We start from the raw sequence: 23,705 nt of genomic DNA on the forward strand, positions 1-23,705 counted from the left end.
CTACCAAAGGAACCGAACGCCGCGAGGCGTTGCGCATCGCGCCTGCACACCGGAGGTCCCCCGCTGTGGCCAACATCCAGTCACTCGACCCCTGCGCGTCCCCCCTCGACTACTACGGCTGGGAATTACGCCGCCAGCGCGAGGCCGCCGGCCTCAGGCAGCAGCAGTTGGGCGACATCATCTTCTGCACGGGCTCGCTGATCGGCCAGGTCGAGACGACGAAGAAGATCCCCACCCGCGACTTCTCCGAGCGGGTGGACGCCGCCCTCGGCACGGACGGCGTGTTCTCCCGCCTGGTGGGCCTGGTCCTGCGCAGCCAGCTGCCGACGTGGTTCCAGGCGTACGCGGAGATGGAGGCGAAGGCCGCGTACATCTCCACGTACCAGGCGCAGTTGGTCTACGGGCTGTTGCAGACGGAGGACTACGCGCGGGCGGTGCTGGCCACCGGTATGCCGGACGATCTGGAGGGCCTGCTCGCCGCCCGGATGGAGCGCCAGCGCATCCTGGAGCAGGAACGGCCGCCGCTGGCCTGGGCCGTCCTGGACGAGGCCGTGCTGCACCGGCCGATCGGCGGCCACGAGGTCATGCGGGCCCAACTGGCACGGTTGTTGGACTTCGCGAACACCCGCTGGATGCGCATCCAAGTACTGCCCTTCGCGGCAGGTGAACACTCCAGTCTGGCTGGCTCGTTCACCACCATGCGCTTCGACGACGACCCAGACGTCGTCTACACCGAGGACCTCATCTCCGGCCATATGACCGCCAGCCCCGACACGGTCAGAGAGGGCTCGCTCCGATACGCTCATCTTCAGGCTGCCGCCCTCTCCGTAGAGGAGTCGGCGGCTCTGATCGCCCGCGTGATGAAGGAGCGTTATGGAGACCGGCCCCGACCTGAAGAGCGCGCAGTGGCGTAAGTCCAGCTACAGCGGAAACACCGGTGGCGAGTGCGTCGAGTGCACCGTGACAGGCGGCGCCGCCTGGCGGAAGTCGTCGTACAGCGGCAACACCGGGGGCTGCTGCGTCGAGGTGGCAACCGGCTGCGCCGCATCCGTCCCCGTCCGCGACAGCAAGGTCCAGGACGGGCCCGTCATCGTCGTCGCGGCCGACGCCTGGCGCGGCTTCGTCGCCGGACTCTGAGGCTCGTACGAGGAAGGGGCCCGGGACGGACCAGTGATAGTCGTCCCGGGCCCCTTCCGGCCGCTCAGACCGTCGACACACGCCCGGCGTACCGCTGGGTCCAGCCGGTCCCGGTGTCGGCGGTGAGCACCACGTCGTAGTAGCCGTCCTCCGTGGGCCAGTGGACGACCGTCGAGTGGCCGCCGGGGACGGTGTACTTCCGGGTGCCGCCGACGTAGTCGTTGGCCTGGAGGGTGTAACGGACGGGACGTCTGCCGTCGTTGCGCAGCTTCAGTCTGACGACGGCGTGCCTGCCTCCGCCCAACTCCGCCTCGACGCGCGGAATGCCGGTGTTCTTCTGGCCCGCGGGGGTCAGCTGTCCGGCGAAGGAGCGCAGGAAGCCGTCGGGTCCGTAGACGGAGAAGGCGTACTTGCCGTCGGTCTTCGTCGCGTCCCAGGTGTACGAACGGGGGGCCGCCCCGGTCACCGTGTACGGGGTGTTGTCGAAGGCGAGGTACCGGTCGGGGAAGACCTGGAGGCTCACCGCCTTGCCCGCCGGGCCCCCGGCCAGTGTCATGGACGCGGTCACCGTGCCCGTGGAGCGGTCCTCGGTGAGGGTGGCGTGCGGGTGGAAGGAGAGGGCCCTCGGCTTCATCCTGTTCCGCGACGGCTTCGGCGGGGTTCCGGTGACCGGGTCCGCGATGACGACCGGCCCGGGGCGCGGGTGCGCGAAGTCGATCGCGCTGGTGAGGTCGCCCGCGACGGAGCGGCGCCATTCGGTGATGTTCGGGCAGGTGAACGGCTTGCCCAGGTGGGAGGCCCAGGTCTCCAGGAACTTCACGGTGGAGGTGTGGTCGAACACCTCGGAGGCGACGTAGCCGCCCCGGGTCCACGGCGAGACCAGCACCATCGGCACCCGGGGGCCGAACCCGTACGGGGTGGTGCCGGAGAACTCCCCTGCCGTGCCCGGCTCCGGGCGCGGGGGCAGCACGTGGTCGAACTTCCCGTCGTTCTCGTCGTAGGTGATGATCACCAGGGTGTGGTTCCAGATGTCCTCGTTGCTCTGGAGCGTCTTGAGGACCTTGTTCATGTAGCGCTCGCCGTGCACGGTGTCGAAGCCCGGGTGCTCGCTCCACGCGGCGGGCATCACCACCCAGGAGACCTCGGGAAGCGGGTGCTCGGCGCCCGGCTCGCAGGCGGCGATCAGATCGCGGAGCACCGCGTCGAGGTTTGCCTCGGAGTCGTCGTTGGGCGTGGTGGCGCCCTCGTAGACGAAGGAGTTGGCCTTCCAGATCTTTCCGGTGCCCGGTTCGAGGTCGGCCGCGTCCGCCGTGCGGGGGTCGAAGGACTTGAAGCTGTTGGTGACGTTGCAGCCGTACTCACCGACGAAGCCGCTCTGGAGGCTTCCGGTGACACCGTTGCCGCTGTTGTCGGAGTAGACCCGCCAGTCGATTCCGGCCCGCTGGAGCTGCTCGGGGACCGTGGTCCAGCTGCGGCTGTAGCCGTTCTGCCTGGCGTTGGTGACCTCCCCGCCCCCCGAACCGGTCATCAGGTAGTAGCGGTTCGGGATGGTCGGGCCGTGCAGCGAGCAGAAGTTCATGTCGCAGACGGTGTACTGGGAGGCGAGCGAGTACATCCACGGCATGTAGTCGGGCGTGTAGTACCACATGCAGTGGTCGCCCTTGTCCTTCACCCAGGTGTTCCAGCGCCCCTCGTTGGCGCCGTAGAAGTTGTGGTTGTCGCTCCAGGTGGCGGTCGACGGGGCGGGCGGCACGATGGTGCCGGTCGCGTCGCGCTGCTGGAAGACGTCGGTGCCGTCCTGGAATCTCAGGACCTGCTTGTCGTGGTGCCCGCGTACGCCCGGCAGCTGGCCGAGGTAGTGGTCGAAGGACCGGTTCTCCTGCATCAGGATCACCACGTGCTTCAGGTCGGAGATGTCGCCGTGGAACCCCTTGGGCAGGTGGTATTCGGCGGCACTGGCCTGTTTCCCGGCGACCGCTTCCGCGACCGGACCGGCCGCCACCGCACCGAGGGCGACGGCGGCCGTCTGGAGGATCCGGCGCCGGGTGATGCGGGACTCCTGGGCGGGGCTCACGGTGTCTTCTGTGGTGAGAGTCATCAGGGGACCTCTGGGGGGAGAGTGATTCAGGGGGCAGATGTCGGCGCGTGCCTGCGAAATCTAGGCCGCCGCGGCGAACGGCGGGCGAACCATGGCCGTACTCCTGAGACACCGGCAGATGATCTCTCTCGCCGTTGCGCCGGTCGGGGACTTACCGGGGGTGAGGATGCCAACAGGCCGCGGTAATGCGGTAGTACGAGATGACGAATGGCCGATACCCTCCCCCGCCATGACCGACATAGTGCGCGCCGCCGCCTCCGACGTCCCGGCGCTAGCCGCCGTACTCGCCAGCGCCTATGCGGAGGACCCCGTCTGGTCCTGGCTGATGCCGCACGACCGGGACCGGCGGCTGCGGCTGCTGTTCACCGCGCACCTCGCCCAGCAGGTCCCGGCGGGCCGGGTGTGGACCGACCGGAACCGCACGGTGGCGGCGGTGTGGGCGGAGCCCGGCCGGTGGAAACTCCCGGCGAGCTATCTGCTGCGCAACGCGGGCACGCTGCTGCGCGCCGGACGGGCCCAACTGCCCAGAACAGGGCTGCGGTTGCTGGCACTGGAGCACCGTCATCCGGCAGACCCCGCGCACTGGTACGTCGAGTACATCGGCACCCACGCCGACGCCCGCGGCACCGGGCGCGGATCAGGGGTGCTGGGCGGGCTGCTGGAACGGGCGGACGCGGACGGACGTCCGGTGTTCCTGGAGTCGAGCAACCGGCGCAACCTGACATTCTACGAACGGCACGGATTCACCGTGCACGAGGAGATGACGTTCCGGGCCGGGCCGCCGATGTGGTCGATGTGGCGCCGGGAGACCACCGGGACAGGACCTGGTGCCCTTCCCGGCACCGGCCGGTGATGTCGCCCGAGCGAGAGGTACGGGACCCGGATGGGCGTGTACGACCGGCTGTTCGTGCCCCGCGACTCACCCTGCCCGCAGTGCGGTTCGCGGGCGGACCTGGTGATCCAGTTCCACTTCGGGGACGTGTGGCTGCACAGGTTCCGGGTCGGGGACACGATCGCGTGGTCGGCCGGGGCCAAGGGGTCCCCGAGGACGGGGCGCTTCGGAATCCCCGGCTATCCGGAATGGTGCAAGGCGTGCGGGCTGGACGACGAGGATCTCTACGTCGTGGAGTTCGACGGTGATGTGATCACCGGCCACCGCAGGGCCACCGAGGAGGACCTGGAGGGATTCGACTGGTGACGGGCCGGCCGGCGGACACCTCCGGCTCCCGGATCAGTCCGGCAGCTCCCAGACCAGCACCTCCGCCGGCCCGCCCGCGACCAGCTCAAGCCCCTCCTCCGAGGTGATCCGCGCCGAATCGCCCGGCGACAGCGCCTCGTCGCCGATCCGCACCTCTCCGGCGACCACATGGACGTACACCCGCGGCGAGTCCGGCAGCGCCGTCCGCTCGTCCGCCCCCAGCCGCCGGACATGGAGCATCGCGCCCGCCTCCGGGAGCGCGTACGGGGTGGAGTCGGCAATTCCGGCGACGGTCGTGTACGAGGGTTCACCGCCGGGCTCCAGCGGTGCGAGCCACATCTGGAGGAAGGTCAGCGGGGTGTCCCCGTCGTTGCGTTCGACGTGCCGGACCCCGCCCGCCGCGCTGAGGTGCTGGACGTCCCCGGCCCGTACGACCGTGGCGTGCCCTGCGGAGTCGCGGTGGGTCAGCTCCCCCTCCACCACCCAGGTCACGATCTCCGTGTGGCTGTGCGGGTGCTCGTCGAAGCCCGCGCCGGGGGCGAGGCGTTCCTCGTTGCAGGCGAGGACCGGGCCGAAGCGGAGGTTGTCCGGGTCGTAGAAGGTGCCGAAGGAGAAGGAGTGCCGGGACTCGATGCCGGCCGCCTCGTCCCCGCCCCTGAAGCGGTCGCCCGAGCGACGTACGGAAATCACCCGCCCCACGGTAGCCCGCACCGCCCCGCCCGGGGCCGGGACCGCCCGGCGGAACGACCCGCGGACCGCCCCGCCCCTCCGGGCAGCTGTCCGGATAGGGCAGTCTTGTGTCCGTGCCCCGACCCGATCCTGAGCAGCCCGCTGCGAACGACGCCCATCTCCATGCCGCGACGCTGAAGCGTCTGGAGCAGTCCTCCGGCCGGCTGGCCGCGAACGCGATCGCCCGCATGGACGAGTCACTGCCCTGGTACCGGGCCATGCCACCGGAGAACCGGTCCTGGATCGGCCTGGTCGCCCAGGCCGGCATCGCCGCGTTCACGGAGTGGTTCCGGCATCCGGAGACCCCGCAGGCCATCTCCACCGATGTCTTCGGCACGGCTCCGCGCGAGCTCACCCGGGCCATCACGCTGCGCCAGACCGTCGAGATGGTGCGTACGACGATCGAGGTCATGGAGGCCGCGATCGACGAAGTCGCCGCGCCCGGCGACGAGTCGGTGCTGCGTGAGGCGCTGCTCGTCTACGCCCGCGAGATCGCCTTCGCGACCGCGCAGGTCTACGCCCAGGCCGCCGAGGCCCGGGGGGCCTGGGATGCCCGGCTCGAATCGCTCGTGGTCAACGCGGTGCTTTCCGGGGAGGCCGACGAGGGCGCCGTGTCCCGGGCCGCCGCGCTCGGCTGGAACTCCCCCGAGCACGTCTGCGTACTGCTCGGAACGGCACCGGACGGCGACAGCGAGCTGACCGTGGAGGCCATCAGGCGGGCCGCCCGGCACGCCAAGCTCCAGGTGCTGACCGGGGTGCTCGGCAGCCGTCTCGTCGTCATCGCGGGCGGCAGCGACAATCCGCTCCAGGTCGCGAAGGCGCTGATCGGGCCGTACGCGGCGGGCCCCGTCGTCGCCGGTCCCGTGGTGCCCGACCTGCTGGCGGCCACCCGGTCCGCGCAGGCGGCGGCCGCCGGGCTCAAGGCGTGCGGCGCCTGGCAGGACGCCCCCCGGCCGGTGCTGGCGGACGATCTGCTGCCGGAGCGCGCGATGGCGGGCGACCCGGCCGCGCGGGACCAGTTGGTAGAGGAGATCTACAGACCGCTCGAAGAAGCGGGTTCCGCCCTCCTGGAGACGCTGAGTGTGTATCTGGAACAGGCGAGCAGCCTCGAAGGCGCCGCCAGGATGCTCTTCGTCCATCCCAACACCGTGCGCTACCGGCTGCGACGTGTGACAGACGTCACCGGTTGGTCGCCGTCGGATGTCCGCTCGGCGTTCACACTCCGGATCGCCCTCATCCTGGGGCGTCTGGCCGACAGGGATCTCCAGTCCTAGACTTTTGTCGGACATCAACAATTCCCCATACGGTTCTTCGTCCCTGTCCCCACGGGTGTTCCGGACCGTTCACAAGAGAGAGTGTGAGGGTGCTCGTACTCGTCGCTCCCGGCCAAGGCGCTCAGACGCCCGGCTTCCTGACTCCCTGGCTCGACCTCCCCGGTGCCGCCGACCGCATCGCGGCCTGGTCCGACGCCATCGGGCTCGACCTTGCCCACTACGGCACCAAGGCTGACGCGGACGAGATCCGCGACACCGCGGTGGCCCAGCCGCTGCTGGTCGCCGCCGGTCTGCTGTCCGCTGCCGCACTCGACGCGTCGCCGAGTGTCGTCGCAGGTCACAGCGTTGGTGAAATCACCGCAGCCGCTTTCGCCGGAGTCATCGGCGAGGACGCCGCACTCCGTCTCGTACGCACCAGGGGGCTCGGCATGGCCGAGGCCGCCGCGGTGACCGAGACGGGTATGGCGGCACTGCTCGGCGGGGACCCCGAGGTCACCATCGCGCACCTGGAGAAGCTCGGACTGACCCCGGCGAACGTCAACGGGGCCGGTCAGATCGTCGCCGCCGGCACCGCGGAGCAGATCGCCGCGCTCGTCGAGGACAAGCCCGAGGGAGTGCGCCGCGTGGTGCCCCTGAAGGTCGCCGGCGCGTTCCACACGCACCACATGGCTCCCGCCGTCGAGCGGCTCCGCGAGGCCGCCGAGGCCCTGGAGGTCTCCGACCCGGCCGTGACATATGTCTCGAACGCCGACGGTAAGGCGGTCGCCACCGGCGCGGAGGTCATCTCGCGCCTGGTCGGCCAGGTCGCCAACCCGGTGCGCTGGGACCTGTGCATGGAGACCTTCAAGGAACTGGGCGTCACCGCACTGATCGAGGCCTGCCCCGGCGGCACGCTCACCGGTCTCGCCAAGCGCGCGCTGCCGGGCGTGAAGACGCTCGCGCTCAAGACCCCCGACGACCTCGACGCTGCCCGCGCGCTCATCGCTGAGCACGCGGGCGCCTAAGGAGCCCGAGAGCATGTCGAAGATCAAGCCCAGCAAGGGCGCCCCGTACGCACGGATCATGGGTGTCGGCGGCTACCGCCCGACCCGTGTCGTGCCGAACGAGGTGATCCTCGAAACGATCGACTCCTCCGACGAGTGGATCCGCTCACGGTCCGGCATCGCCACCCGCCACTGGGCCTCCGACGAGGAGACCGTGGCCGCGATGTCCGTCGAGGCGTCCGGCAAGGCCATTGCCGATGCCGGGATCGACCCGTCGCAGATCGGCGCGGTCGTCGTCTCGACCGTCTCGCACTTCAAGCAGACCCCGGCCATCGCCACCGAGATCGCCCACAAGGTCGGCGCGGGCAAGCCCGCCGCCTTCGACATCTCGGCCGGCTGCGCGGGCTTCGGCTACGGCCTGACGCTCGCCAAGGGCATGATCGTCGAGGGCTCGGCCCAGTACGTGCTCGTGATCGGCGTGGAGCGGCTGAGCGACCTCACCGACCTGAACGACCGCGCGACGGCGTTCCTGTTCGGTGACGGCGCCGGGGCCGTGATCGTCGGCCCGTCCGACGTCCCCGCCATCGGCCCCACGGTGTGGGGCTCCGAGGGCGACAAGTCGGACACGATCAAGCAGACCGTGGCGTGGGACACCTTCCACGCCGACCGTCCGGAGAAGTTCCCGGCCATCACGCAGGAGGGCCAGGCGGTCTTCCGCTGGGCCGTCTTCGAGATGGCGAAGGTCGCCCAGCAGGCGCTGGACGCGGCCGGGATCGCCCCGGAAGACCTGGACGTCTTCATTCCGCACCAGGCGAACATGCGGATCATCGACTCGATGGTGAAGACCCTGAAGCTGCCGGAGCACGTCACGGTCGCCCGTGACGTGGAAACCACCGGCAACACCTCCGCCGCCTCGATTCCGCTCGCTATGGAGCGGCTTCTGGCGACCGGTCAGGCGAAGAGCGGCGACACCGCGCTCGTCATCGGCTTCGGGGCGGGTCTCGTCTACGCCGCGACGGTCGTTACCCTCCCCTAGGCACACCGGGTCTTTTCGACCCGGACACCCGAACCCAGCAGAAATACACCGAAGGAGCGCCAACATGGCCGCCACGCAGGAAGAGATCGTCGAAGGTCTCGCCGAGATCGTCAACGAGATCGCTGGTATCCCGGTCGAGGACGTCCAGCTGGACAAGTCCTTCACCGACGACCTGGACGTCGACTCGCTGTCCATGGTCGAGGTCGTCGTCGCCGCCGAGGAGCGCTTCGACGTCAAGATCCCCGACGAGGACGTCAAGAACCTCAAGACGGTCGGCGACGCCGCCTCCTACATCCTCAAGCACCAGGCCTGATCCAGCCGGTTCGTGTGTCGCCACCCGGCGGTGGCGCCGCTGATTCACGACCCTCTACACGTGGAGAAGATTTTCCAGTGAACTCGACCAATCGCACCGTGGTCGTCACCGGTATCGGCGCAACCACTCCGCTGGGTGGCGATTCCGCATCGACCTGGGAAGGTCTGATGGCCGGCCGGTCCGGCGTCAAGCCTCTTGAGGGCGAACGTTTCGCCGAACTGCCCGTCCGGATCGCGGCCCTCGCGGCCGTCGACCCGGGCGACGTACTGCCCCGCCCGCTCGCCCGCAAGCTGGACCGCTCGGCGCAGTTCGCGCTGATCGCGGCCCGTGAGGCGTGGGCGGACGCGGGCTTCACCGGCAAGGCCGGTGAGGACGCCAAGATCCAGCCCGAGCGGCTGGGCTCGGTCATCGCCTCCGGTATCGGCGGCGTGATCACCCTGCTCGACCAGTACGACGTGCTGAAGGAGAAGGGCGTACGCCGCGTCTCCCCGCACACCGTTCCCATGCTCATGCCCAACGGCCCGGCCGCCAACGTCGGTATCGAGGTGAACGCCCAGGCGGGCGTCCACACCCCGGTCTCCGCCTGTGCGTCGGGCGCGGAGGCGATCGGGTACGCCGTCGAGATGATCCGCACCGGCCGTGCAGATGTGGTCCTCGCAGGCGGTACGGAGGCGGCCATCCACCCGCTGCCGATCGCCGCGTTCGCCAACATGATGGCGATGTCCAAGAGCAACGACGAGCCCGAGAAGGCCTCGCGTCCGTACGACACGGCCCGTGACGGCTTCGTCCTCGGCGAGGGCGCCGGTGTCGTCGTCCTGGAGTCCGCGGAACACGCCGCCGCGCGTGGCGCCCGGGTCTACGCCGAGGTGCTGGGCCAGGGGCTGTCCGCGGACGCCCACCACATCGCGCAGCCCGAACCGACCGGGCGCGGTATCGCCGCGGCGATGCAGAACCTGCTGGACCAGACGGACCTCAAGCCGTCCGAGGTCGTGCACCTCAACGCGCACGCGACGTCCACGCCGCAGGGCGATGTGGCGGAGCTGAGGGCGCTGCGCAAGATCCTGGGCGACGACCTGGACCATGTCGCGATCTCCGCGACGAAGTCGATGACGGGGCACCTGCTCGGTGGCGCGGGCGGCATCGAGACCGTCGCGACGGTCCTGGCGCTGCACCACCGGATGGCTCCCCCGACCATCAACGTCGAGAACCTCGACGACGCGGTCGAGGCGGACATCGTGCGCGACACGCCCCGGCCGCTGCCGGAGGGGCCGGTCGCGGCGATCAACAACTCGTTCGGGTTCGGCGGGCACAACGTGGTGCTGGCGTTCCGTAGCGTGTGACCTTTCCGCCTTTACGCGTGAAGCCCGCTTCCCCCGTACCGGGGAGGCGGGCTTCCTGCTGTGCGCGGCCCTTCTTGGGGGCGCTGCCCCCAAACCCCCGCTCCTCAATCGCCGGAGGGGCTTGAGTGGGCCGCCGGTCCTTGGCATGGCTAAGGGCAACCCAGCGGCAGATTCCCGCCTCGCCGGCAAATCAAGCCCCGCCGGCGTTTGAGGCGCGGGGGCCTCCGGGGGCAGCGCCCCGCGAACCGAGTCCCGGTTACACCACCTGGTGGAGCCAGCGGACCGGCGCGCCCTCGCCCGCGTGGCGGAAGGACTCCAGTTCGTCGTCCCACGGCTTGCCGAGGAGCTTGGCGATCTCCGCCTCAAGGTCCGTCTCCCCACGGACGGAGCGCGCCAGCGCGGCCCGCAGCCGGTCCTCCGGGACCAGGATGTCGCCGTGCATGCCGGTGACCGCGTGGAAGATGCCCAGCTCGGGCGTGGAGCTGTAGCGCTCGCCCTCCGCGGTGGGCGACGGCTCCGCCGTCACCTCGAAGCGCAGCAGGTCCCAGCCCCGCAGGGCCGAGGCGAGCTTGGACGCCGTGCCGGGCCTGGCCTGCCAGGAGAACTCGGACCGCCAGGTGCCGGGCGCGGCCGGCTGTCTGATCCAGTCGAGCTGGACCCGCACACCGAGGACACCCGCCACCGCCCATTCGACGTGTGGGCAGAGCGCGCGCGGTGCGGAGTGAACGTACAGGACTCCACGTGTCGTCACCGGGACCTCCAGTGTGGGACGAGGTTCGCCTTCCCCAGCGGCCTCGCGCCCGTACCGCCTCTTTCCAGCCGCTTCCCGAGGTTGTCATCAGTAAACAGCATCGGGAGTTAATATCCGGAAAGGGGCCAGCATGTGACGTGATGTGAAGTTCGGAAGCCACCCGAGTGGAGCCGGACAGCCGAAGGAACCACTGGTTCGACGGGGAAAAGCTACCGTGCGGCGGCGTCCGAGGTGTGACGTACCGTCGGTCCTGGGCCCATGATTCGCTCAGCATTCACCCAGCGGGGCGCGCGGGCCCGCCGACCGGTGCCAAGAGGGTTTGCCGGGGGCATGGACAGGAGGGGACCAGGGGATGCCGGATCGCTCCGTACGGCGCCGATCGCGCGGCGCGCTGGCCGCGCTGGCCGCGTTGTCGTGTCTCGGCACGGCGGTACTGGCCGGCTGTGACTCCGGCTCGGACAACACGACGAAGGGTGCCTCTGCCGGGCACCCCTCGGCGGCCGCACCGGTCTGGGACCGCAGCCCGGGGTCCGTCGCGGCGGTCGGGGACTCCATCACCCGCGGGTTCGACGCCTGCTCGGTGCTGGCGGACTGCCCGGAGGTCTCGTGGTCCACCGGCACGGACAGCGCGGTGAACAGCCTCGCCGTGCGGCTGCTCGGCGCCTCCGGCGCGGCGGACCACAGCTGGAACCACGCGGCGACGGGGGCCCGGATCGCCCAGCTGCCGGAGCAGATGGCGCTGGCCGCGAAGGAGGACCCCGCTCTGGTGACGGTGATGATCGGCGCCAACGACGCCTGCCGGGACTCGGTGCGGGCCATGACTCCGGTGGCTGATTTCCGTAGGTCGTTCGAGGCGTCGATGCGTCAGCTGCGCGATACCGCGCCGAAGGCCCAGGTCTACGTGTCGAGCGTGCCGGACCTGAAGCGGCTCTGGTCGACGGGGCGCGGCAACCAGCTGGGCAAGCAGATCTGGAAGCTGGGCATCTGCAAGACGATGCTGGCCGACGCGGACGACATGAGCGCCTCGGCCGTGTCGCGGCGCGCGGAGGTGCAGGAGCGCGTGGTGGCGTACAACGGGGTGCTGCGCGAGGTGTGCGCGAAGGATGTGCGCTGCCGTTACGACGGCGGGGCGGTCTTCGACTACCGGTTCACCGGCAAGCAGCTCAGCCAGTGGGACTGGTTCCACCCGGGGCGCAACGGGCAGGCCCGGCTGGCGGAGATCGCGTACCGCAATGTCACGGCCGCCCGGCCCCCCGCCTAGGACCTGCCCGGTCTAGAGTTCGTGATCATGGACACGGGTTCGAACACGGTGACGCGCACGGAAGACTTCGGCACCCTCGGGGACGGCACAGCCGTGCACCGCTGGACGCTGGAGCGGGACGGCACCCGGGTGCGCGTGCTGACGTACGGCGGCATCGTGCAGTCGGTCGAGGTGCCGGACCGGGACGGGGTGCGGACCGGAGTGGCGCTCGGGCTGCCGGACCTCGCCTCGTACCTGAAGTACACCGGGCCCTACTTCGGCGCGGTGGTCGGGCGGTACGCGAACCGGATCGGCGGCGCGGCCTTCGAGCTGGACGGGCGGACCCATCGCCTCACGCGCAACGAGGGGCGCAACCACGTGCACGGCGGGGCCCGCGGCTTCGACAAGCGCGTGTGGGCCGCCCGGGAGATCGCGGACGGGGTGGAGCTGTCCCTGGTCTCGGCGGACGGCGAGGAGGGCTTCCCGGGGCGGCTGGAGCTCTCGGTGGCGTACACGCTGGACGCGGGCGGCGGGCTGCGGATCGCGTACCGGGCGACGACGGACGCGCCGACCGTGCTGAACCTGACGAACCACACGTACTGGAACCTGGCGGGCGCCGGCAGCGGCAGCGCGCTCGGCCAGCGGCTGCGGATCGCCGCCGGGCGGATCACCCCGGCGGACGCGGAGTCGCTGCCGACGGGCGAGTTCCGGCCGGTGGAGGGGACCCGGTTCGACTTCCGGGAACCCCGTCCGGTGTCCGGGGAGTTCGACCACAACTACGTACTGGACGCGGGCCCGCCCGGTCCGGCGGCCGAACTGTACGACGAGGTGTCCGGGCGCGTGCTGACCGTCGCGACCACGGAACCCGGTCTCCAGCTCTACACGGCGGACCACTTCGACGGGGAACCGTTCGTGCCGTGTGCCGGAATCGCGCTGGAGACCCAGCACTTCCCCGACTCCCCGAACCGGCCGGAGTTCCCGAGCACGGTGCTGCGGCCGGGCGAGGAGTACGCGTCGAGGACGGTGTACGGCTTCTCGGTGCGTTGAGCAGGTCCGCGTCAGCCGCCAGAGGTGCACACGAGCTGACGCTCAGTCCCCGAGGGCGTGCGGCGGGGAGAGTGCTGCCGGTGTTCCGCCGCCCGCGCTCGCCCCGTCGCCCGGGTCTCCGTCCGGGTCTTCGTCCGGCCCGCCGTTCTCCCCCACCAGTTCGCGCGCCAGCAGGGTCGCACCGGCGACGGCCCCCGGCATCAGGAAGACGGCGACGAACGGGACCAGGAAGGCGAGGCCCAGCGGTACGCCGAAGCCGAGGATCAGCAGCTTGCGGCCGCGCAGCAGGACCAGCCGGTCCTTCAGCACCATGCCGCGCCGCTGGAGCGCGACGGCGGTGAGCTCCTCCGCCAGGAAGTAGCCGGTGACGCAGAAGCCGATCAGCGGGACGACGGTCTGGCCGGCGACCGGGACGAATCCGAAAGCGAAGAGCAGCACCCCGTACAGCGCGACCCGCACCAGGATGCGGACGCTGTCGCGGGCGGAGATCCACAGTTCCCGCCACAGCGGCAGGCCCGACTCGGGCGCCTCGCCGCCCTCGGCCCGGTCGACCTCCTCCGACAGCGCCTCGTAGAAGGGCTGCCCGACCAGCAGCGTCACGGCGGTGAAGGTGATCACCGCCAGGAACAGCCCGAACGCGAAGACCAGCACGGTCAGGGTGTTGCGGAGCAGCCCCAGCCAGGGCGAGGACCAGTCGTCGGCGAAGGGGGTGGCCCAGGCCGCCAGGTCGTCGGCCCCGTAGCCGAGCCCGACGAGCGCGCCCGCGTACACCACCAGGGTGATGAGGCCGGGGATCAGGCCTATGCCGAGCCACCTGCCGTGCCGGACGACCCAGCGTTGCCCGTTGACCAACTGACTGAAACCCGCCCCTAGATCACGCATGGCGTCAGCGTAGCGGGGAGCCGTAAGGCGAACGGCCGAGGGCCGCACCCCGGGTGGGATGCGGCCCTCTGCCTCGTACGGGGGTGCGGCCGGGTCAGGCGACCGACAGCTCGACCTTGATGTTGCCGCGCGTCGCGTTCGAGTACGGGCACACCTGGTGGGCCTTCTCGATGAGCGCCTGCGCGATCGCGGTGTCGACGTTCGGGATGGTCGCGGAGATCGCGACCTCCAGGCCGAAGCCACCGGCCTCGGTCTTGCCGATGGAGACCGCGGCGGTCACCGTGGAGCCGGAGATGTCGGCCTTCTCCTGGCGGGCCACGACGCCCAGCGCGCCCTGGAAGCAAGCGCTGTAGCCGGCCGCGAAGAGCTGCTCCGGGTTGGTGCCCGCGCCGCTTCCGCCCATCTCCTTCGGCGGGTTGACGACCACGTCGAGCTTGCCGTCGTCCGAGGAGACCCGGCCGTCACGGCCGTTCTCCGCGGTGGCGACGGCGGTGTACGCGACGGCGATGTCCTGAATGGTCATGGTGTGAATCCTCCTGCTGATGCGCCGCGACTCGCGCCCACGATCGCGACGGCCTGGGATGAGCCTAACGGGTGCCCCTGCGGCGGTGTCAGCCGAGGGAAACGATCATCTTTCCGGTGTTCTCGCCGCGGAGCAGGCCGAGGAAGGCCTCGAAGCCGTTCTCGATGCCCTCGACGACGGTCTCGCGGTACTTCAGCTCGCCCGAGCCCAGCCAGCCGGCCACCTCCTGGACGAACTGCCCCTGGAGGTCGGCGTGATCGCCGACGAGCATGCCCTGGAGGCGCAGCCGCTTGCCGATGACGAGCGCGAGGTTGCGCGGGGCGGGGGTGGGCTCGGTCGCGTTGTACTGCGCGATCATGCCGCAGATGGTCGCGCGGCCGTGCACGTTGAGCGAGGAGATCGCGGCTTCGAGGTGCTCGCCGCCGACGTTGTCGAAGTAGACGTCGATGCCGTCGGGGGCGGCCTTGCGCAGCTGCTCCGCGACGGGCCCGTCCTTGTAGTTGAACGCGGCGTCGAAGCCGTACTCCTCGACCAGCAGCTTGACCTTCTCGTCGGAGCCGGCGGAGCCGATGACCCGCGAGGCGCCCTTGAGCTTCGCCAGCTGGCCGACCTGGCTGCCGACGGCACCTGCCGCGCCGGAGACGAAGACCGCGTCGCCCTCCTTGAAGGAGGCGACCTCGAAGAGGCCCGCGTAGGCGGTGAGCCCGGTCATGCCGAGCACGCCGAGGTAGGCGGAGAGCGGGGCGAGGGAGGCGTCGACCTTCACGGCGTGCTTGGCCGGGACGTCGGCGTACTCGCGCCAGCCGAGGCCGTGCAGGACGTGGTCGCCGACCGCGAACCCGTCGGCGTTCGATGCGACGACCTCGCCGACCGCGCCGCCCTCCATGGGGTGGTCCAGCTTGAACGGCGGGGTGTAGGACTTCACGTCGTTCATCCGGCCGCGCATGTACGGGTCGACCGAGAAGTGCAGGTTGCGGACGAGGATCCGGCCCTCGGCGGGAGCGGTGACCGGTGCCTCACGCAGCGCGAAATCCTCGGCCTTCGGCCAGCCGTGCGGACGGGCTACGAGGTGCCATTCACGGCTGGACGTGGGAAGAGCTGCAGACATGGGCTCGGTGTCTCCTCAGTATCTCGGGGGGATCGGGGGATCGGACAGGGTGCGCGGGAAGCCGTTCGGCCGGGGCGGAAAAGCTTCACCATGTGAAACACCATGCTCCTGGATATTTCATGTTGTCAAGTAACCGGCTATCCTCAGCGTCATGGCCACTCGTACAGACCCACTGACCCTCGAAGTCGTCGAGCTCATCGGCACCGTCGTGGCGCGCTACTACGAGGAGTACGAGCAGGCCGCGGCCGCGCACAGCCTCACCGGGGCGCAGGCCCGGGTCCTCGGACTCCTCTCCCTTGAGCCGATGCCGATGCGCAGGATCGCGCAGAAGCTCAAGTGCGAGCCGTCCAACGTCACCGGCATTGTGGACCGGCTGGAGGCGCGCGGCCTGGTGGAGCGCCGCCCCGATCCGGCCGACCGGCGGGTGAAGCTGGCCGCGCCCACCGAGAAGGGCACCCGGACGGCGCGGCTGCTGCGCGAATCGCTCGACTTCGCCCGCGAGCCGCTGGCCGGCCTCTCCGACACGGACCGCGCGGTGCTGCGGGACCTGCTGCGCCGGATGCTGGGCATGGAACCACCGGCCTGAGCCCTGCCCGGGGACTGGGTGTGGAAGCGTTGCCCCCATGACCGCTGCCACGCCCTTCGGCCCCCGAGAGTTCCAGCTCGTCCTGTTGCGCCGGATGGCCGACCACCAGCCGGACCTGGTCGAGGACGCCCGGCACGAGCTGAGCGCCACGCTCGCGGAGATGCGCGAGGCCAACCGGCGCTGGCAGGGAGGGGGCCCCTCCCATGCCCTTAAGGCTATGGGGGCGGTGCGGGCGCCGAGGGGGCGGGGGTCGCTGCGGCGCTACCGTTCCGTGCTCGGTGAGCCCGAGACCTCGCTGCGCCGCACGGTCGGCGATCTGGAGTGCGACGCGCTGCTGTGGCCGGTGCCGCTCTGGCCGGAGCTGCGGTTCGAGGTGATGGCGGGGCCCGGCGGGGCCGTGTGGAACGAGTGGCTGGTGCGGGCCCCCGGCGCGCCCGCCCCCGCCCTGCGCACCCTCGGGGACCTGCGCCCCTGGTCCTGCACCGTCGACGAGGTGGCGCGGGCCTTCGCACCGGCCCGCCCGATGGAGGGCAGCGCGCCGACCCGCTGGGCGCTGGCGATCACCGCTCCGGCCACGGCTCAGGACTCCGCTCCGGCCACGGCTCAGGACTCCGCTCCGGCAACCGCTACGGCCGCCGGGGAACCGTATGTCGCCGAGTTCACCTGGGGACTGTTCCAGCGGCTGCTGCCGCGCTGACGCGGTCGGCGGGACCCGGCCGACGAGCCGTCAGCCGCGTCCCCCCTACGGCGCATCCCAGCGCGCACAACGCCTCCCGGCGGCGCACGATACGAGGACAGCCGGCTGCCCGTCGGTACCCCCATCAGCGCTCTCGGGAGACCCGCCGTGACCGTCAGCCTCGATCAGTTGCGCCGTTGCCATGTCGCCGTCGACCTCGGGGCAGCCCGGACCCGGGTGTACGTCAAGGGGCTCGGCCTCGTCGTCGACGAGCCGAGCGCCGCCGCCGTGAACACCCGGACCGGATCGCTCATCGCCGTCGGCGCGCTCGCCGAACAGATGACGGGCCGCACCCCCGAGTACATCCGGGTGGTCCGTCCGGTCTCCGGCGGAACCGTCGTGGACATCGAGATGGCCCAGCGCATGCTGCGCCAGTTGCTGGGCGACAAGCTCCGCCGCCAGCTGCGCCGCAAGCCCCGGCTGCGCGCCGCCGCCTGCACCCCGCACGACAGCGATCCGCTCGCCCAGCGGGCCGCCGTCGAGACCCTGGTCGGCCTCGGCGCCCGCCGCGTGGAGCTGGTCGACACCCTGATCGCGGCGGCCGTCGGCTGCGGGCTGCCGGTCGAGCAGCCGACCGCCACCATGATCATGGTGTGCGGGGCCGCGACCACCCAGATCGCGGTGCTCTCGCTCGGCTCGATCGTCACCGCCGTACGCATCCCGATCGGCGGCGACGCGATCGACCACGCGGTCATCCAGCACCTGCGCCAGTACCACGAGCTGATGCTGCCGAGCCAGTCCGTGCGCCCCCTGCAACTGGCCCTCAGCGGCAACGGCCTGACCCCGCACGGGCCCGCCGTGACCGAGATCCACGGCCGGGACGTGGCCACCGGCCTGGCCCGCTCCGTACAGGTCGACACCGCCGCCGTGCGGCAGGCGATCCACCGCCCGCTCACCTCGGTCCTGGACGGACTGGGCAAGGTGCTGCGGGACTGCCCGCCCGATCTGGTGGCCGACCTCGCGGACTGCGGGATCATGATGGTCGGCGGCAGCGCGCTGCTGCCCGGCCTCGACCAGATGCTGCGCGACGCCACCGGCATGCCGGTACAGATCGCCGAGCGGCCCGACGTCTGCTCGGTCCTGGGGCTCGGCGCCATGCTGGACGGCAAGATCCGCCCGATGGTCCTCGACCCGCTCTCCTGCTGAGCACCCCGGGTCGGACGGCGGATGACCGACGAACCACGCGACGCGGCACCCCGCGAAGGAGTGCCGCAGGCGCCCCGGCTGCCGATGCTCCTGGAGGCGGTGCTGAGCGTCGGCACCGACCTCGGGCTGCGGGCCACCCTCCAGCAGATCATCGACGCCGCCACCGCCCTCACCGGGGCCCGCTACGGCGCGCTGGGCGTGCTGGACCCCGCGCGCGGCACCATCCGCGAACTGTTCGTCCGCGGACTGACCGACGCGGAGCGGGAGGCCATCGGGGACTTCCCGGACGGCCACACGGGGATGCTCGGGGCGCTCATCGAGGAGTCGCGGCCGCTGCTCTCCGACGACCTCACCGCCGACCCGCGCTCCACCGGCCTGCCTCCCGGCCACCCCCCGATGCACTCGTTCCTCGGCGCCCCGATCCTGGTCCACGACGAGGTCTTCGGGAACATCTACCTCACCGAGAAGAGCACCGCGCACTTCACCGAGACCGACGCGGCGCTGCTGCGGGTCCTCGCCTCGCAGGCCGGGATCGCGATCGGCAACGCCCGGCTCTACGAGACGGTCCGGCAGCGGGAACGCTGGATCGAGGGCGCTGCCGCGGTCACCAACACCCTGCTGACCGGGGAGAACGCGGCCGACGCCCTGATGACCGTGGCGGAACGCGCCAGAATCCTCAGCGACGCGTCGGCCGGGGTGATCCTCCAGCCCACCGAGGAGGGCGGGATGGAGATCGTCGTCGCGTCCACGCTCGACGACCCGGCCGGACTGGTGGGCACCGCCATCGAACCCGGCTCCCCCGTCCTGGTGCAGCTGCTGGGCGGCGAGCCGGTCTTCCTGGAGGACTCCGCGACCGATCCCCGGATGACCACCCACGTACGGTCCCGGTTCGGCCCCAGCATGATGCTGCCGTTGCAGAGCGGCGGCCGGCTCATCGGCACCCTTGCTCTGCCCCGGCGGCGCGGCGGCCGCCCGTACACGGCCGTGGACCGGCTGCTGGCCTCGCAGTTCGCCTCGCAGGCCGCCCTCGCGCTGGTCCTGGCGGACGCCCAGCAGGACCGCGAGCAGCTGGCGGTGTACGAGGACCGGGACCGGATCGCCCGCGATCTGCACGACCTCGTCGTCCAGCGGCTGTTCGCCACCGAGATGATGCTGGAGTCGACCCGCCGCCGGGCCGCCACCGGGCAGACCGACGAGCTGCTCGGCAGGGCCGTCGACGAGCTGGACTCCACGATCCAGGAGGTCCGGACGACCATCTTCGCCCTCCAGCAGCCGCCCGCGGCGGCCCCCACCACCTTCCGGGGCCAGGTGCTGCGGGAGACCCGGGGGGCGGCGGCGGTGCTCGGTTTCCCGCCGTCGGTGCACTTCACCGGGGCGGTGGACGCCCTCGTGCGGGAGCCGGTGGGCGGGCAGCTGCTGGCCGCGCTGCGCGGGGCGCTGGCGGCCGCGCACCGGCGGGCCGGGGTCTCGGAGATCGAGGTGGTGGTCGACGCGACGGCGGTGCTGCCGGACGGCCGGGCCGCCGTCCGGCTGACGGTCCGGGACGACGGGCGGGAGGAGGACGGCACCCGGCCGCCGGCCGTCAGCTGGCAGGCGCCCCTCTGAGCGCGACCCTGGTGTTGGAGTGGGCGACGCCCGCATCCCGCCTGAGCCTGCGCAGCAGTGCGTCGAGCGCCGCGGTGTCGGCGGCGACGGCGCGTACCAGGTAGTCGTGCCCGCCCGTCACGTGCACCACCTCGGTGATGCCGGGCAGGGTCAGTACGGCCCGTTCGAAGACCTCGTCGGTGGTGTCCATCCGCAGGGTCACGTCGATGAAGACGACGAGGCCGGTCCGGGTGTCGGCGGCGGGGTCGATGATCACGGTGAAGCCGCGGATGACACCGTCGCGGCGCAGCCGCCGCACCCGGTCGGCCGCCGCGTTGGCGCTGAGCCCGACCCGTTCCCCCAGATCGCGGTACGACATCCGCGCGTCCTCCTGGAGTACGCCGAGGATTTCCCTGTCCAGACGGTCCATACCGCGATTGTCTCAGCTTTCGGACATTTGCGACTTCGGACGTCCTTTTCCGGCCCCCGGATGGAGCACGCCGACGGGCCCGGGGGCTTCTTCCGACCTTGACTGACTGTGTGGAAACAGCCGTCAAGCAGTCACCCGCTCCGGCCGCCTCCGGCGCCGCCTACCGCAACCTCGTGATGGCCACGATCGGCTTCGCGCTCACCTTCTGGGCCTGGAATCTGATCGCGCCCATGTCCGACGCGTACAAGGAGCGGCTCGGGCTGAGTTCGTTCCAGCAGTCGCTGCTGGTCGCCGTGCCGGTGCTGGTCGGCTCACTGGGCCGGATTCCGGTGGGCGCGCTCACCGACAAGTTCGGTGCGCGGCTGATGTTCCCGGTGGTCTCGGCGCTCACCATCGTGCCGGTGCTGCTGCTGATCCCGGCGAAGGACTCCTACGGCGCGATGCTGGCGGTGGGCTTCCTGCTGGGGCTCGGCGGTACGACGTTCGCGATCGGCATCCCGCTGGTCAACTCGTGGTTCCCGCCCGCGGAACGGGGCCTGGCCCTCGGCGTGTTCGGCATGGGCATGGGCGGCGTGGCGCTGTCGGGCTACTTCACCCCGAGGATCGCCAAGCACGGCGACAACCTGCCGTTCCTGGTGGTCGCCGGGGCGCTCGTGGTGTACGCGGCGCTGGCGGCGGTGCTGGTCAACGACCGGCCGGGCCGGCAGGTGCCGACCGACACGCTGGCCCACCGGCTGGGCTCGGCGGGGCGGCTGCGGGTCACCTGGGAGCTGTCGGCGCTGTACGCGATCGGCTTCGGCGGCATCGTGGCGTTCGGCGTCTACCTGCCGACGTACCTGAAGACCTGGTACGACCTCTCGCCGACCGACGCCGGTACGAAGGCGGCCGGGTTCGCCCTGGTCACGGTCATCTTCCGGCCGATCGGCGGCTGGCTCTCGGACCGGATGCACCCGGCGCTGGTCTCCTCCGCGGCGCTCGGCGTGGCCGCCCTGATGGCGATCGTCCAGGCCTTCGACCCGAAGCTGGTGCCCGGCGGCACGATCGCGCTGCTGATCATGGCGGCCGGTCTCGGTACCGCGAGCGGCAGCGTCTTCGCCCTGGTCTCCCAGGTGACCCCGCAGGCGAAGGTGGGCAGCGTGACCGGGATCGTCGGTGCGATGGGCGGGCTCGGCGGCTTCGTGCCGCCGCTGGTGATGGGCGCGATCTACAGCTCGAAGGGCTCGTACTCGATCGGCTTCATGCTGCTGTCCGATCTGGCGCTGGCCGGCTGTGTGTACGCGTACGGGCGGATGCGGACCATCAAGCGGGAGGCCTGAGGGCCCGCACAGAAAAGAACGGCAGCGTCCCCGCCGGGACGCTGCCGTTCGTCGTGGGGCGGCTCAGTCCGCGGACCGGGCCTCGGCACGCTGCTGCTCGAACCGGTTCGCCCAGTACGCCGTCCGGTCGAGGTAGGCCGTCTCCGCGGCGGCCCCGGTCTTCCCGTACGCCCCTTCGTACGTCTGGTAGCCGTGTCCGGCGGGCGGGGTGCTCGACGCGGGTTCGATCGAGCTGCCCTCGTGCCATTCGTTGAAGGAGGTGACGGAGACCCAGGAGGGCGATCCGCCGATGGCCGGGTCGAGCGCGTTGCTCCACTCCAGGTCGTAGGAGGCGCCGTCCTCGCGTCCCAGGGTGGGGGTGGTGTTGCCGGGGACGGCCCGGTCGTCGATGTAGCCGGGGGCCACCGAGGGCGCCCAGACCAGGTTGTTGGCCTCGGCGTACTCCCCCGCCTGCTTCCAGCCGGGGGCGGTGGCGCCGGCGATGCCGTCGTAGGTGTAGATCCCGCCGAAGTGCGCGACCTTGGTGGTGTCGGTGGTCTGGGCGAGGACGATCGCGCTGTCGCTCACCGCGTCCAGGGCCGACCAGTCCTGGATCTTCAGGCTCTCGAAGATGTAGAACGCCGGGCGGTTGCCGTGCTCCGCGTCCCGGTAGTAGGCGGGGCTGTCGCCGTACTTGTCGTTCAGATAGGTGATGTCGTCGACCACGGAGGCCGCCGTCCGGTCGCCGTACGGTTCGATGTGCCAGGCGACCTTGATGCCGTGCCGGGCGGCGGCGTCCAGGACGACCGGGGCGAGCTTGTCCTCGTAGCCGCCCTGTCCCCACCAGCTGTAGACGATGACTCCGGCGCCCGACTGCTCGATCCACTTCATGTGCTGCTCGACGGCCCCGGCGGCGTCACCGGAGTCGTACGGGCCGAGCTTCGGGTAGAGGTCGGCGCCGATGTCGTCCGGCGGGGTGTGGCCGCCCTGCTCCCAGTGGCGCCAGCTGCCGTTGGTCTCCGGGGTGCCGTACCAGGGGTAGTAGAAGAGGTGCACGTCGGAGGAGCCCGCGGCCTTGGTTTCCTGCTCCTTGGCCAGGGTGAAGCTGTCGATGTCGAAGAGGGAGCCCGCTCCCCCGGTGAACCGGAGGAACAGCGGGCCGGAACCGGCGCCGGTGAGGGCGCCGGTCACCTCCGTGAAGGTCTCCCAGCCGCCGGTCGGGGCGACGTCCACGGAGCCGAGCAGCGGTCCGGTGGCCGAGCCGGAGTGCACCTCGATGGTGCCGCCGGCCCCGGCGGACGAGACCTTCGCGGTGAAGGAGGTGGCCCCGGCGGTGTCGACGGAGGCGTAGCCCGTCCAGTCGCCGTTGTCGATGTAGCCGAGCGTGGCCCCGCCGCCCGCTCCGGCGTGCGCGGCGCTCTGCACGCCGGAGGAGGAGGTGTACGACTCCGCCTCCACGGACTCGTCACCTGGGTCCGTGGTTCCGGAGCCGCAGTCGGCCGCCACCGTGCCGGCCGCGTACTGGATGCCGCCGAGCAGCAGTTGGCGGAAGTCCGGATCGCTGTACGACTCGATGGTGTGGCCGAGACCGGTGTAGAACGACCGCCCCTCCTGCTGCGGGTGGCACCAGGTGATCGGGTGGTCGTCGCCCATCTCGCCGCCGGTGTAGCTGCTTTCGTCCAGGGTCTGGAGGACATGGACGTCGGCGCGCGGGTTGGTGCGGTAGTTGTACAGCTCGTCGGTCCGGATCCACTCGTCGTCCAGGTGCGAGGTCGCCGGGTGGGCGTGGTCCTCCGTGACGACCTTGGCCTCCTGGATCGCCGGGTGGCTCTTGAACCAGGCGCCGACGAGGTGCTCGTAGGACGGCCAGTCGTACTCGGTGTCGGCGGCCGCGTGGACACCGACGAATCCGCCGCCGCCGTCCACGTACGCGGACAGGGCGTCCTGCTGCGCGGTGTCCAGGACGTCGCCGGTGGTGGAGAGGAAGACCACCGCCTCGTAACCGGAGAGGTTCTCCGGGGTGAAGGCGGCGGCGTCCTCCGTGGCCGTGACGTCGAAGCCGTCCGCCGCGCCCAGTTCCTGGATCGCGGTGATGCCGGCCGGGATCGAGTCGTGCCGGAATCCGGCGGTCTTGGAGAAGACCAGCACGTCGTACGGGTCAGCCGCCGCGGCGGCTCCCGCCGGGGCGGGGGCCAGGAAGGCGGCGCCGAGGGCCAGGGCGGCGGCGCACGCGACATGGCGTGCGCGCCGGACCAGTTGGCGTCTCATA

At 71.1% G+C, this 23,705-nt stretch carries 24 protein-coding genes; 16 read left to right on the plus strand and 8 right to left on the minus strand.

The window, feature by feature from the left end; translation table 11 throughout:
• Nucleotides 1-65: 65 nt before the first annotated feature.
• Together OG892_RS11420 and OG892_RS11425 are read left to right on the plus strand one after the other, a co-directional pair.
• Nucleotides 66-914: a helix-turn-helix domain-containing protein gene (locus OG892_RS11420; RefSeq protein ID WP_371629059.1), complete on the plus strand. Its 849-nt coding sequence runs from the start codon at nucleotides 66-68 to the stop codon at nucleotides 912-914.
• Nucleotides 874-1,137 (plus strand): DUF397 domain-containing protein, encoded by a 264-nt coding sequence (locus OG892_RS11425; protein ID WP_371629060.1) that lies wholly within the window; start codon nucleotides 874-876, stop codon nucleotides 1,135-1,137. Before OG892_RS11420 ends, OG892_RS11425 begins: the two co-directional genes overlap by 41 nt.
• Nucleotides 1,138-1,201: 64 nt before the next feature.
• On the opposite strand, the gene OG892_RS11430 is transcribed toward OG892_RS11425, so the two are convergent.
• Nucleotides 1,202-3,235, minus strand: coding sequence for an alkaline phosphatase family protein (locus OG892_RS11430; RefSeq protein WP_371629061.1), 2,034 nt, complete (start codon nucleotides 3,233-3,235; stop codon nucleotides 1,202-1,204).
• A gap of 229 nt (nucleotides 3,236-3,464) precedes the next feature.
• On the opposite strand from OG892_RS11430, the gene OG892_RS11435 reads away from it, so the two are divergent.
• Nucleotides 3,465-4,088 carry a GNAT family N-acetyltransferase gene (locus tag OG892_RS11435; RefSeq protein ID WP_371629062.1) on the plus strand — a complete coding sequence of 208 codons (624 nt, stop codon included), beginning with the start codon at nucleotides 3,465-3,467 and terminating at the stop codon, nucleotides 4,086-4,088.
• A 30-nt stretch (nucleotides 4,089-4,118) separates the two neighbouring features.
• Complete coding sequence (locus OG892_RS11440; RefSeq protein ID WP_073735882.1) at nucleotides 4,119-4,433, plus strand: hypothetical protein; 315 nt, start codon at nucleotides 4,119-4,121, stop codon at nucleotides 4,431-4,433.
• A gap of 33 nt (nucleotides 4,434-4,466) precedes the next feature.
• Here the strand turns inward: OG892_RS11440 and OG892_RS11445 are convergent, their stop codons facing one another.
• On the minus strand, nucleotides 4,467-5,123 hold the full coding sequence (locus OG892_RS11445; protein ID WP_371629063.1) for a pirin family protein: 657 nt from the start codon (nucleotides 5,121-5,123) through the stop codon (nucleotides 4,467-4,469).
• A 113-nt stretch (nucleotides 5,124-5,236) separates the two neighbouring features.
• Between OG892_RS11445 and OG892_RS11450 the strand changes: the two genes are divergently transcribed.
• From OG892_RS11450 to fabF, 5 genes are all read left to right on the plus strand, one after another.
• Nucleotides 5,237-6,436 (plus strand): CdaR family transcriptional regulator, encoded by a 1,200-nt coding sequence (locus tag OG892_RS11450; protein WP_185092363.1) that lies wholly within the window; start codon nucleotides 5,237-5,239, stop codon nucleotides 6,434-6,436.
• A gap of 89 nt (nucleotides 6,437-6,525) precedes the next feature.
• Nucleotides 6,526-7,440, plus strand: a complete 915-nt coding sequence (locus OG892_RS11455) for an ACP S-malonyltransferase (RefSeq protein WP_327336721.1) — start codon at nucleotides 6,526-6,528, stop codon at nucleotides 7,438-7,440.
• A gap of 13 nt (nucleotides 7,441-7,453) precedes the next feature.
• Nucleotides 7,454-8,455, plus strand: coding sequence for a ketoacyl-ACP synthase III (locus tag OG892_RS11460; RefSeq protein WP_073735886.1), 1,002 nt, complete (start codon nucleotides 7,454-7,456; stop codon nucleotides 8,453-8,455).
• 64 nt (nucleotides 8,456-8,519) lie between these two features.
• The gene (locus tag OG892_RS11465; RefSeq protein ID WP_053730594.1) at nucleotides 8,520-8,768 is read left to right on the plus strand and encodes an acyl carrier protein; all 249 of its coding nucleotides are present in this window, start codon (nucleotides 8,520-8,522) and stop codon (nucleotides 8,766-8,768) included.
• A gap of 77 nt (nucleotides 8,769-8,845) precedes the next feature.
• The gene (gene fabF / locus OG892_RS11470; protein WP_073735888.1) at nucleotides 8,846-10,108 is read left to right on the plus strand and encodes a beta-ketoacyl-ACP synthase II; all 1,263 of its coding nucleotides are present in this window, start codon (nucleotides 8,846-8,848) and stop codon (nucleotides 10,106-10,108) included.
• A gap of 256 nt (nucleotides 10,109-10,364) precedes the next feature.
• On the opposite strand, the gene OG892_RS11475 is transcribed toward fabF, so the two are convergent.
• Nucleotides 10,365-10,859 (minus strand): DUF3145 domain-containing protein, encoded by a 495-nt coding sequence (locus tag OG892_RS11475; RefSeq protein WP_123526144.1) that lies wholly within the window; start codon nucleotides 10,857-10,859, stop codon nucleotides 10,365-10,367.
• 352 nt (nucleotides 10,860-11,211) lie between these two features.
• Here OG892_RS11475 and OG892_RS11480 point away from each other — a divergent pair, with 352 nt between their 5' ends.
• Together OG892_RS11480 and OG892_RS11485 are read left to right on the plus strand one after the other, a co-directional pair.
• The gene (locus OG892_RS11480) at nucleotides 11,212-12,120 is read left to right on the plus strand and encodes an SGNH/GDSL hydrolase family protein (RefSeq protein ID WP_371629064.1); all 909 of its coding nucleotides are present in this window, start codon (nucleotides 11,212-11,214) and stop codon (nucleotides 12,118-12,120) included.
• 27 nt (nucleotides 12,121-12,147) lie between these two features.
• The gene (locus OG892_RS11485; protein WP_371629065.1) at nucleotides 12,148-13,146 is read left to right on the plus strand and encodes an aldose epimerase family protein; all 999 of its coding nucleotides are present in this window, start codon (nucleotides 12,148-12,150) and stop codon (nucleotides 13,144-13,146) included.
• Between the two features lie 42 nt (nucleotides 13,147-13,188).
• On the opposite strand, the gene OG892_RS11490 is transcribed toward OG892_RS11485, so the two are convergent.
• The 3 genes from OG892_RS11490 to OG892_RS11500 form a co-directional block, all read right to left on the minus strand.
• Nucleotides 13,189-14,028, minus strand: a complete 840-nt coding sequence (locus tag OG892_RS11490) for an EI24 domain-containing protein (RefSeq protein WP_328867190.1) — start codon at nucleotides 14,026-14,028, stop codon at nucleotides 13,189-13,191.
• A gap of 94 nt (nucleotides 14,029-14,122) precedes the next feature.
• Nucleotides 14,123-14,551 carry an organic hydroperoxide resistance protein gene (locus OG892_RS11495; RefSeq protein WP_371629066.1) on the minus strand — a complete coding sequence of 143 codons (429 nt, stop codon included), beginning with the start codon at nucleotides 14,549-14,551 and terminating at the stop codon, nucleotides 14,123-14,125.
• Nucleotides 14,552-14,639: 88 nt separating this feature from the next.
• Entirely contained in the window at nucleotides 14,640-15,659 is a 1,020-nt protein-coding gene (locus OG892_RS11500) for an NADP-dependent oxidoreductase (protein ID WP_371629067.1), read from the minus strand.
• Between the two features lie 151 nt (nucleotides 15,660-15,810).
• Here OG892_RS11500 and OG892_RS11505 point away from each other — a divergent pair, with 151 nt between their 5' ends.
• The 4 genes from OG892_RS11505 (at nucleotide 15,811) to OG892_RS11520 (ending at nucleotide 19,732) form a co-directional block, all read left to right on the plus strand.
• On the plus strand, nucleotides 15,811-16,245 hold the full coding sequence (locus OG892_RS11505) for a MarR family winged helix-turn-helix transcriptional regulator (protein ID WP_073735895.1): 435 nt from the start codon (nucleotides 15,811-15,813) through the stop codon (nucleotides 16,243-16,245).
• A 37-nt stretch (nucleotides 16,246-16,282) separates the two neighbouring features.
• Nucleotides 16,283-16,942, plus strand: coding sequence for a hypothetical protein (locus OG892_RS11510; RefSeq protein ID WP_371629068.1), 660 nt, complete (start codon nucleotides 16,283-16,285; stop codon nucleotides 16,940-16,942).
• Between the two features lie 147 nt (nucleotides 16,943-17,089).
• Nucleotides 17,090-18,127, plus strand: coding sequence for a rod shape-determining protein (locus OG892_RS11515; protein ID WP_073735897.1), 1,038 nt, complete (start codon nucleotides 17,090-17,092; stop codon nucleotides 18,125-18,127).
• Nucleotides 18,128-18,148: 21 nt separating this feature from the next.
• Nucleotides 18,149-19,732 (plus strand): GAF domain-containing protein, encoded by a 1,584-nt coding sequence (locus OG892_RS11520; RefSeq protein ID WP_328867188.1) that lies wholly within the window; start codon nucleotides 18,149-18,151, stop codon nucleotides 19,730-19,732.
• Here OG892_RS11520 and OG892_RS11525 read toward each other — a convergent pair.
• Nucleotides 19,710-20,141 (minus strand): Lrp/AsnC family transcriptional regulator, encoded by a 432-nt coding sequence (locus OG892_RS11525; protein WP_073735899.1) that lies wholly within the window; start codon nucleotides 20,139-20,141, stop codon nucleotides 19,710-19,712. The genes OG892_RS11520 and OG892_RS11525 overlap by 23 nt on opposite strands.
• Before the next feature lie 110 nt (nucleotides 20,142-20,251).
• Here OG892_RS11525 and OG892_RS11530 point away from each other — a divergent pair, with 110 nt between their 5' ends.
• On the plus strand, nucleotides 20,252-21,457 hold the full coding sequence (locus OG892_RS11530; protein ID WP_328867187.1) for an MFS transporter: 1,206 nt from the start codon (nucleotides 20,252-20,254) through the stop codon (nucleotides 21,455-21,457).
• Nucleotides 21,458-21,520: 63 nt separating this feature from the next.
• On the opposite strand, the gene OG892_RS11535 is transcribed toward OG892_RS11530, so the two are convergent.
• Nucleotides 21,521-23,704 carry a ThuA domain-containing protein gene (locus tag OG892_RS11535; RefSeq protein ID WP_371629069.1) on the minus strand — a complete coding sequence of 728 codons (2,184 nt, stop codon included), beginning with the start codon at nucleotides 23,702-23,704 and terminating at the stop codon, nucleotides 21,521-21,523.
• Between the last annotated feature and the right edge of the window lies 1 nt (nucleotide 23,705).

It is taken from the genome of Streptomyces sp. NBC_00341, assembly GCF_041435055.1.
In the GTDB taxonomy this organism is placed as follows: domain Bacteria; phylum Actinomycetota; class Actinomycetes; order Streptomycetales; family Streptomycetaceae; genus Streptomyces.

What these genes read in the sequence shown, in the direction of transcription:
- OG892_RS11480 (WP_371629064.1), top strand. Translation starts at nt 11,212, where the DNA reads ATGCCGGATCGCTCCGTACGGCGCCGATCGCGCGGCGCGCTGGCCGCG.
- OG892_RS11440 (WP_073735882.1), top strand. Translation starts at nt 4,119, where the DNA reads ATGGGCGTGTACGACCGGCTGTTCGTGCCCCGCGACTCACCCTGCCCG.
- OG892_RS11525 (WP_073735899.1), bottom strand. Translation starts at nt 20,141, where the DNA reads ATGGACCGTCTGGACAGGGAAATCCTCGGCGTACTCCAGGAGGACGCG.
- OG892_RS11510 (WP_371629068.1), top strand. Translation starts at nt 16,283, where the DNA reads ATGACCGCTGCCACGCCCTTCGGCCCCCGAGAGTTCCAGCTCGTCCTG.
- OG892_RS11485 (WP_371629065.1), top strand. Translation starts at nt 12,148, where the DNA reads ATGGACACGGGTTCGAACACGGTGACGCGCACGGAAGACTTCGGCACC.
- OG892_RS11425 (WP_371629060.1), top strand. Translation starts at nt 874, where the DNA reads ATGGAGACCGGCCCCGACCTGAAGAGCGCGCAGTGGCGTAAGTCCAGC.
- OG892_RS11535 (WP_371629069.1), bottom strand. Translation starts at nt 23,704, where the DNA reads ATGAGACGCCAACTGGTCCGGCGCGCACGCCATGTCGCGTGCGCCGCC.
- OG892_RS11505 (WP_073735895.1), top strand. Translation starts at nt 15,811, where the DNA reads ATGGCCACTCGTACAGACCCACTGACCCTCGAAGTCGTCGAGCTCATC.
- OG892_RS11500 (WP_371629067.1), bottom strand. Translation starts at nt 15,659, where the DNA reads ATGTCTGCAGCTCTTCCCACGTCCAGCCGTGAATGGCACCTCGTAGCC.
- OG892_RS11465 (WP_053730594.1), top strand. Translation starts at nt 8,520, where the DNA reads ATGGCCGCCACGCAGGAAGAGATCGTCGAAGGTCTCGCCGAGATCGTC.
- OG892_RS11460 (WP_073735886.1), top strand. Translation starts at nt 7,454, where the DNA reads ATGTCGAAGATCAAGCCCAGCAAGGGCGCCCCGTACGCACGGATCATG.
- OG892_RS11520 (WP_328867188.1), top strand. Translation starts at nt 18,149, where the DNA reads ATGACCGACGAACCACGCGACGCGGCACCCCGCGAAGGAGTGCCGCAG.
- OG892_RS11495 (WP_371629066.1), bottom strand. Translation starts at nt 14,551, where the DNA reads ATGACCATTCAGGACATCGCCGTCGCGTACACCGCCGTCGCCACCGCG.
- OG892_RS11430 (WP_371629061.1), bottom strand. Translation starts at nt 3,235, where the DNA reads ATGACTCTCACCACAGAAGACACCGTGAGCCCCGCCCAGGAGTCCCGC.
- OG892_RS11490 (WP_328867190.1), bottom strand. Translation starts at nt 14,028, where the DNA reads ATGCGTGATCTAGGGGCGGGTTTCAGTCAGTTGGTCAACGGGCAACGC.
- OG892_RS11435 (WP_371629062.1), top strand. Translation starts at nt 3,465, where the DNA reads ATGACCGACATAGTGCGCGCCGCCGCCTCCGACGTCCCGGCGCTAGCC.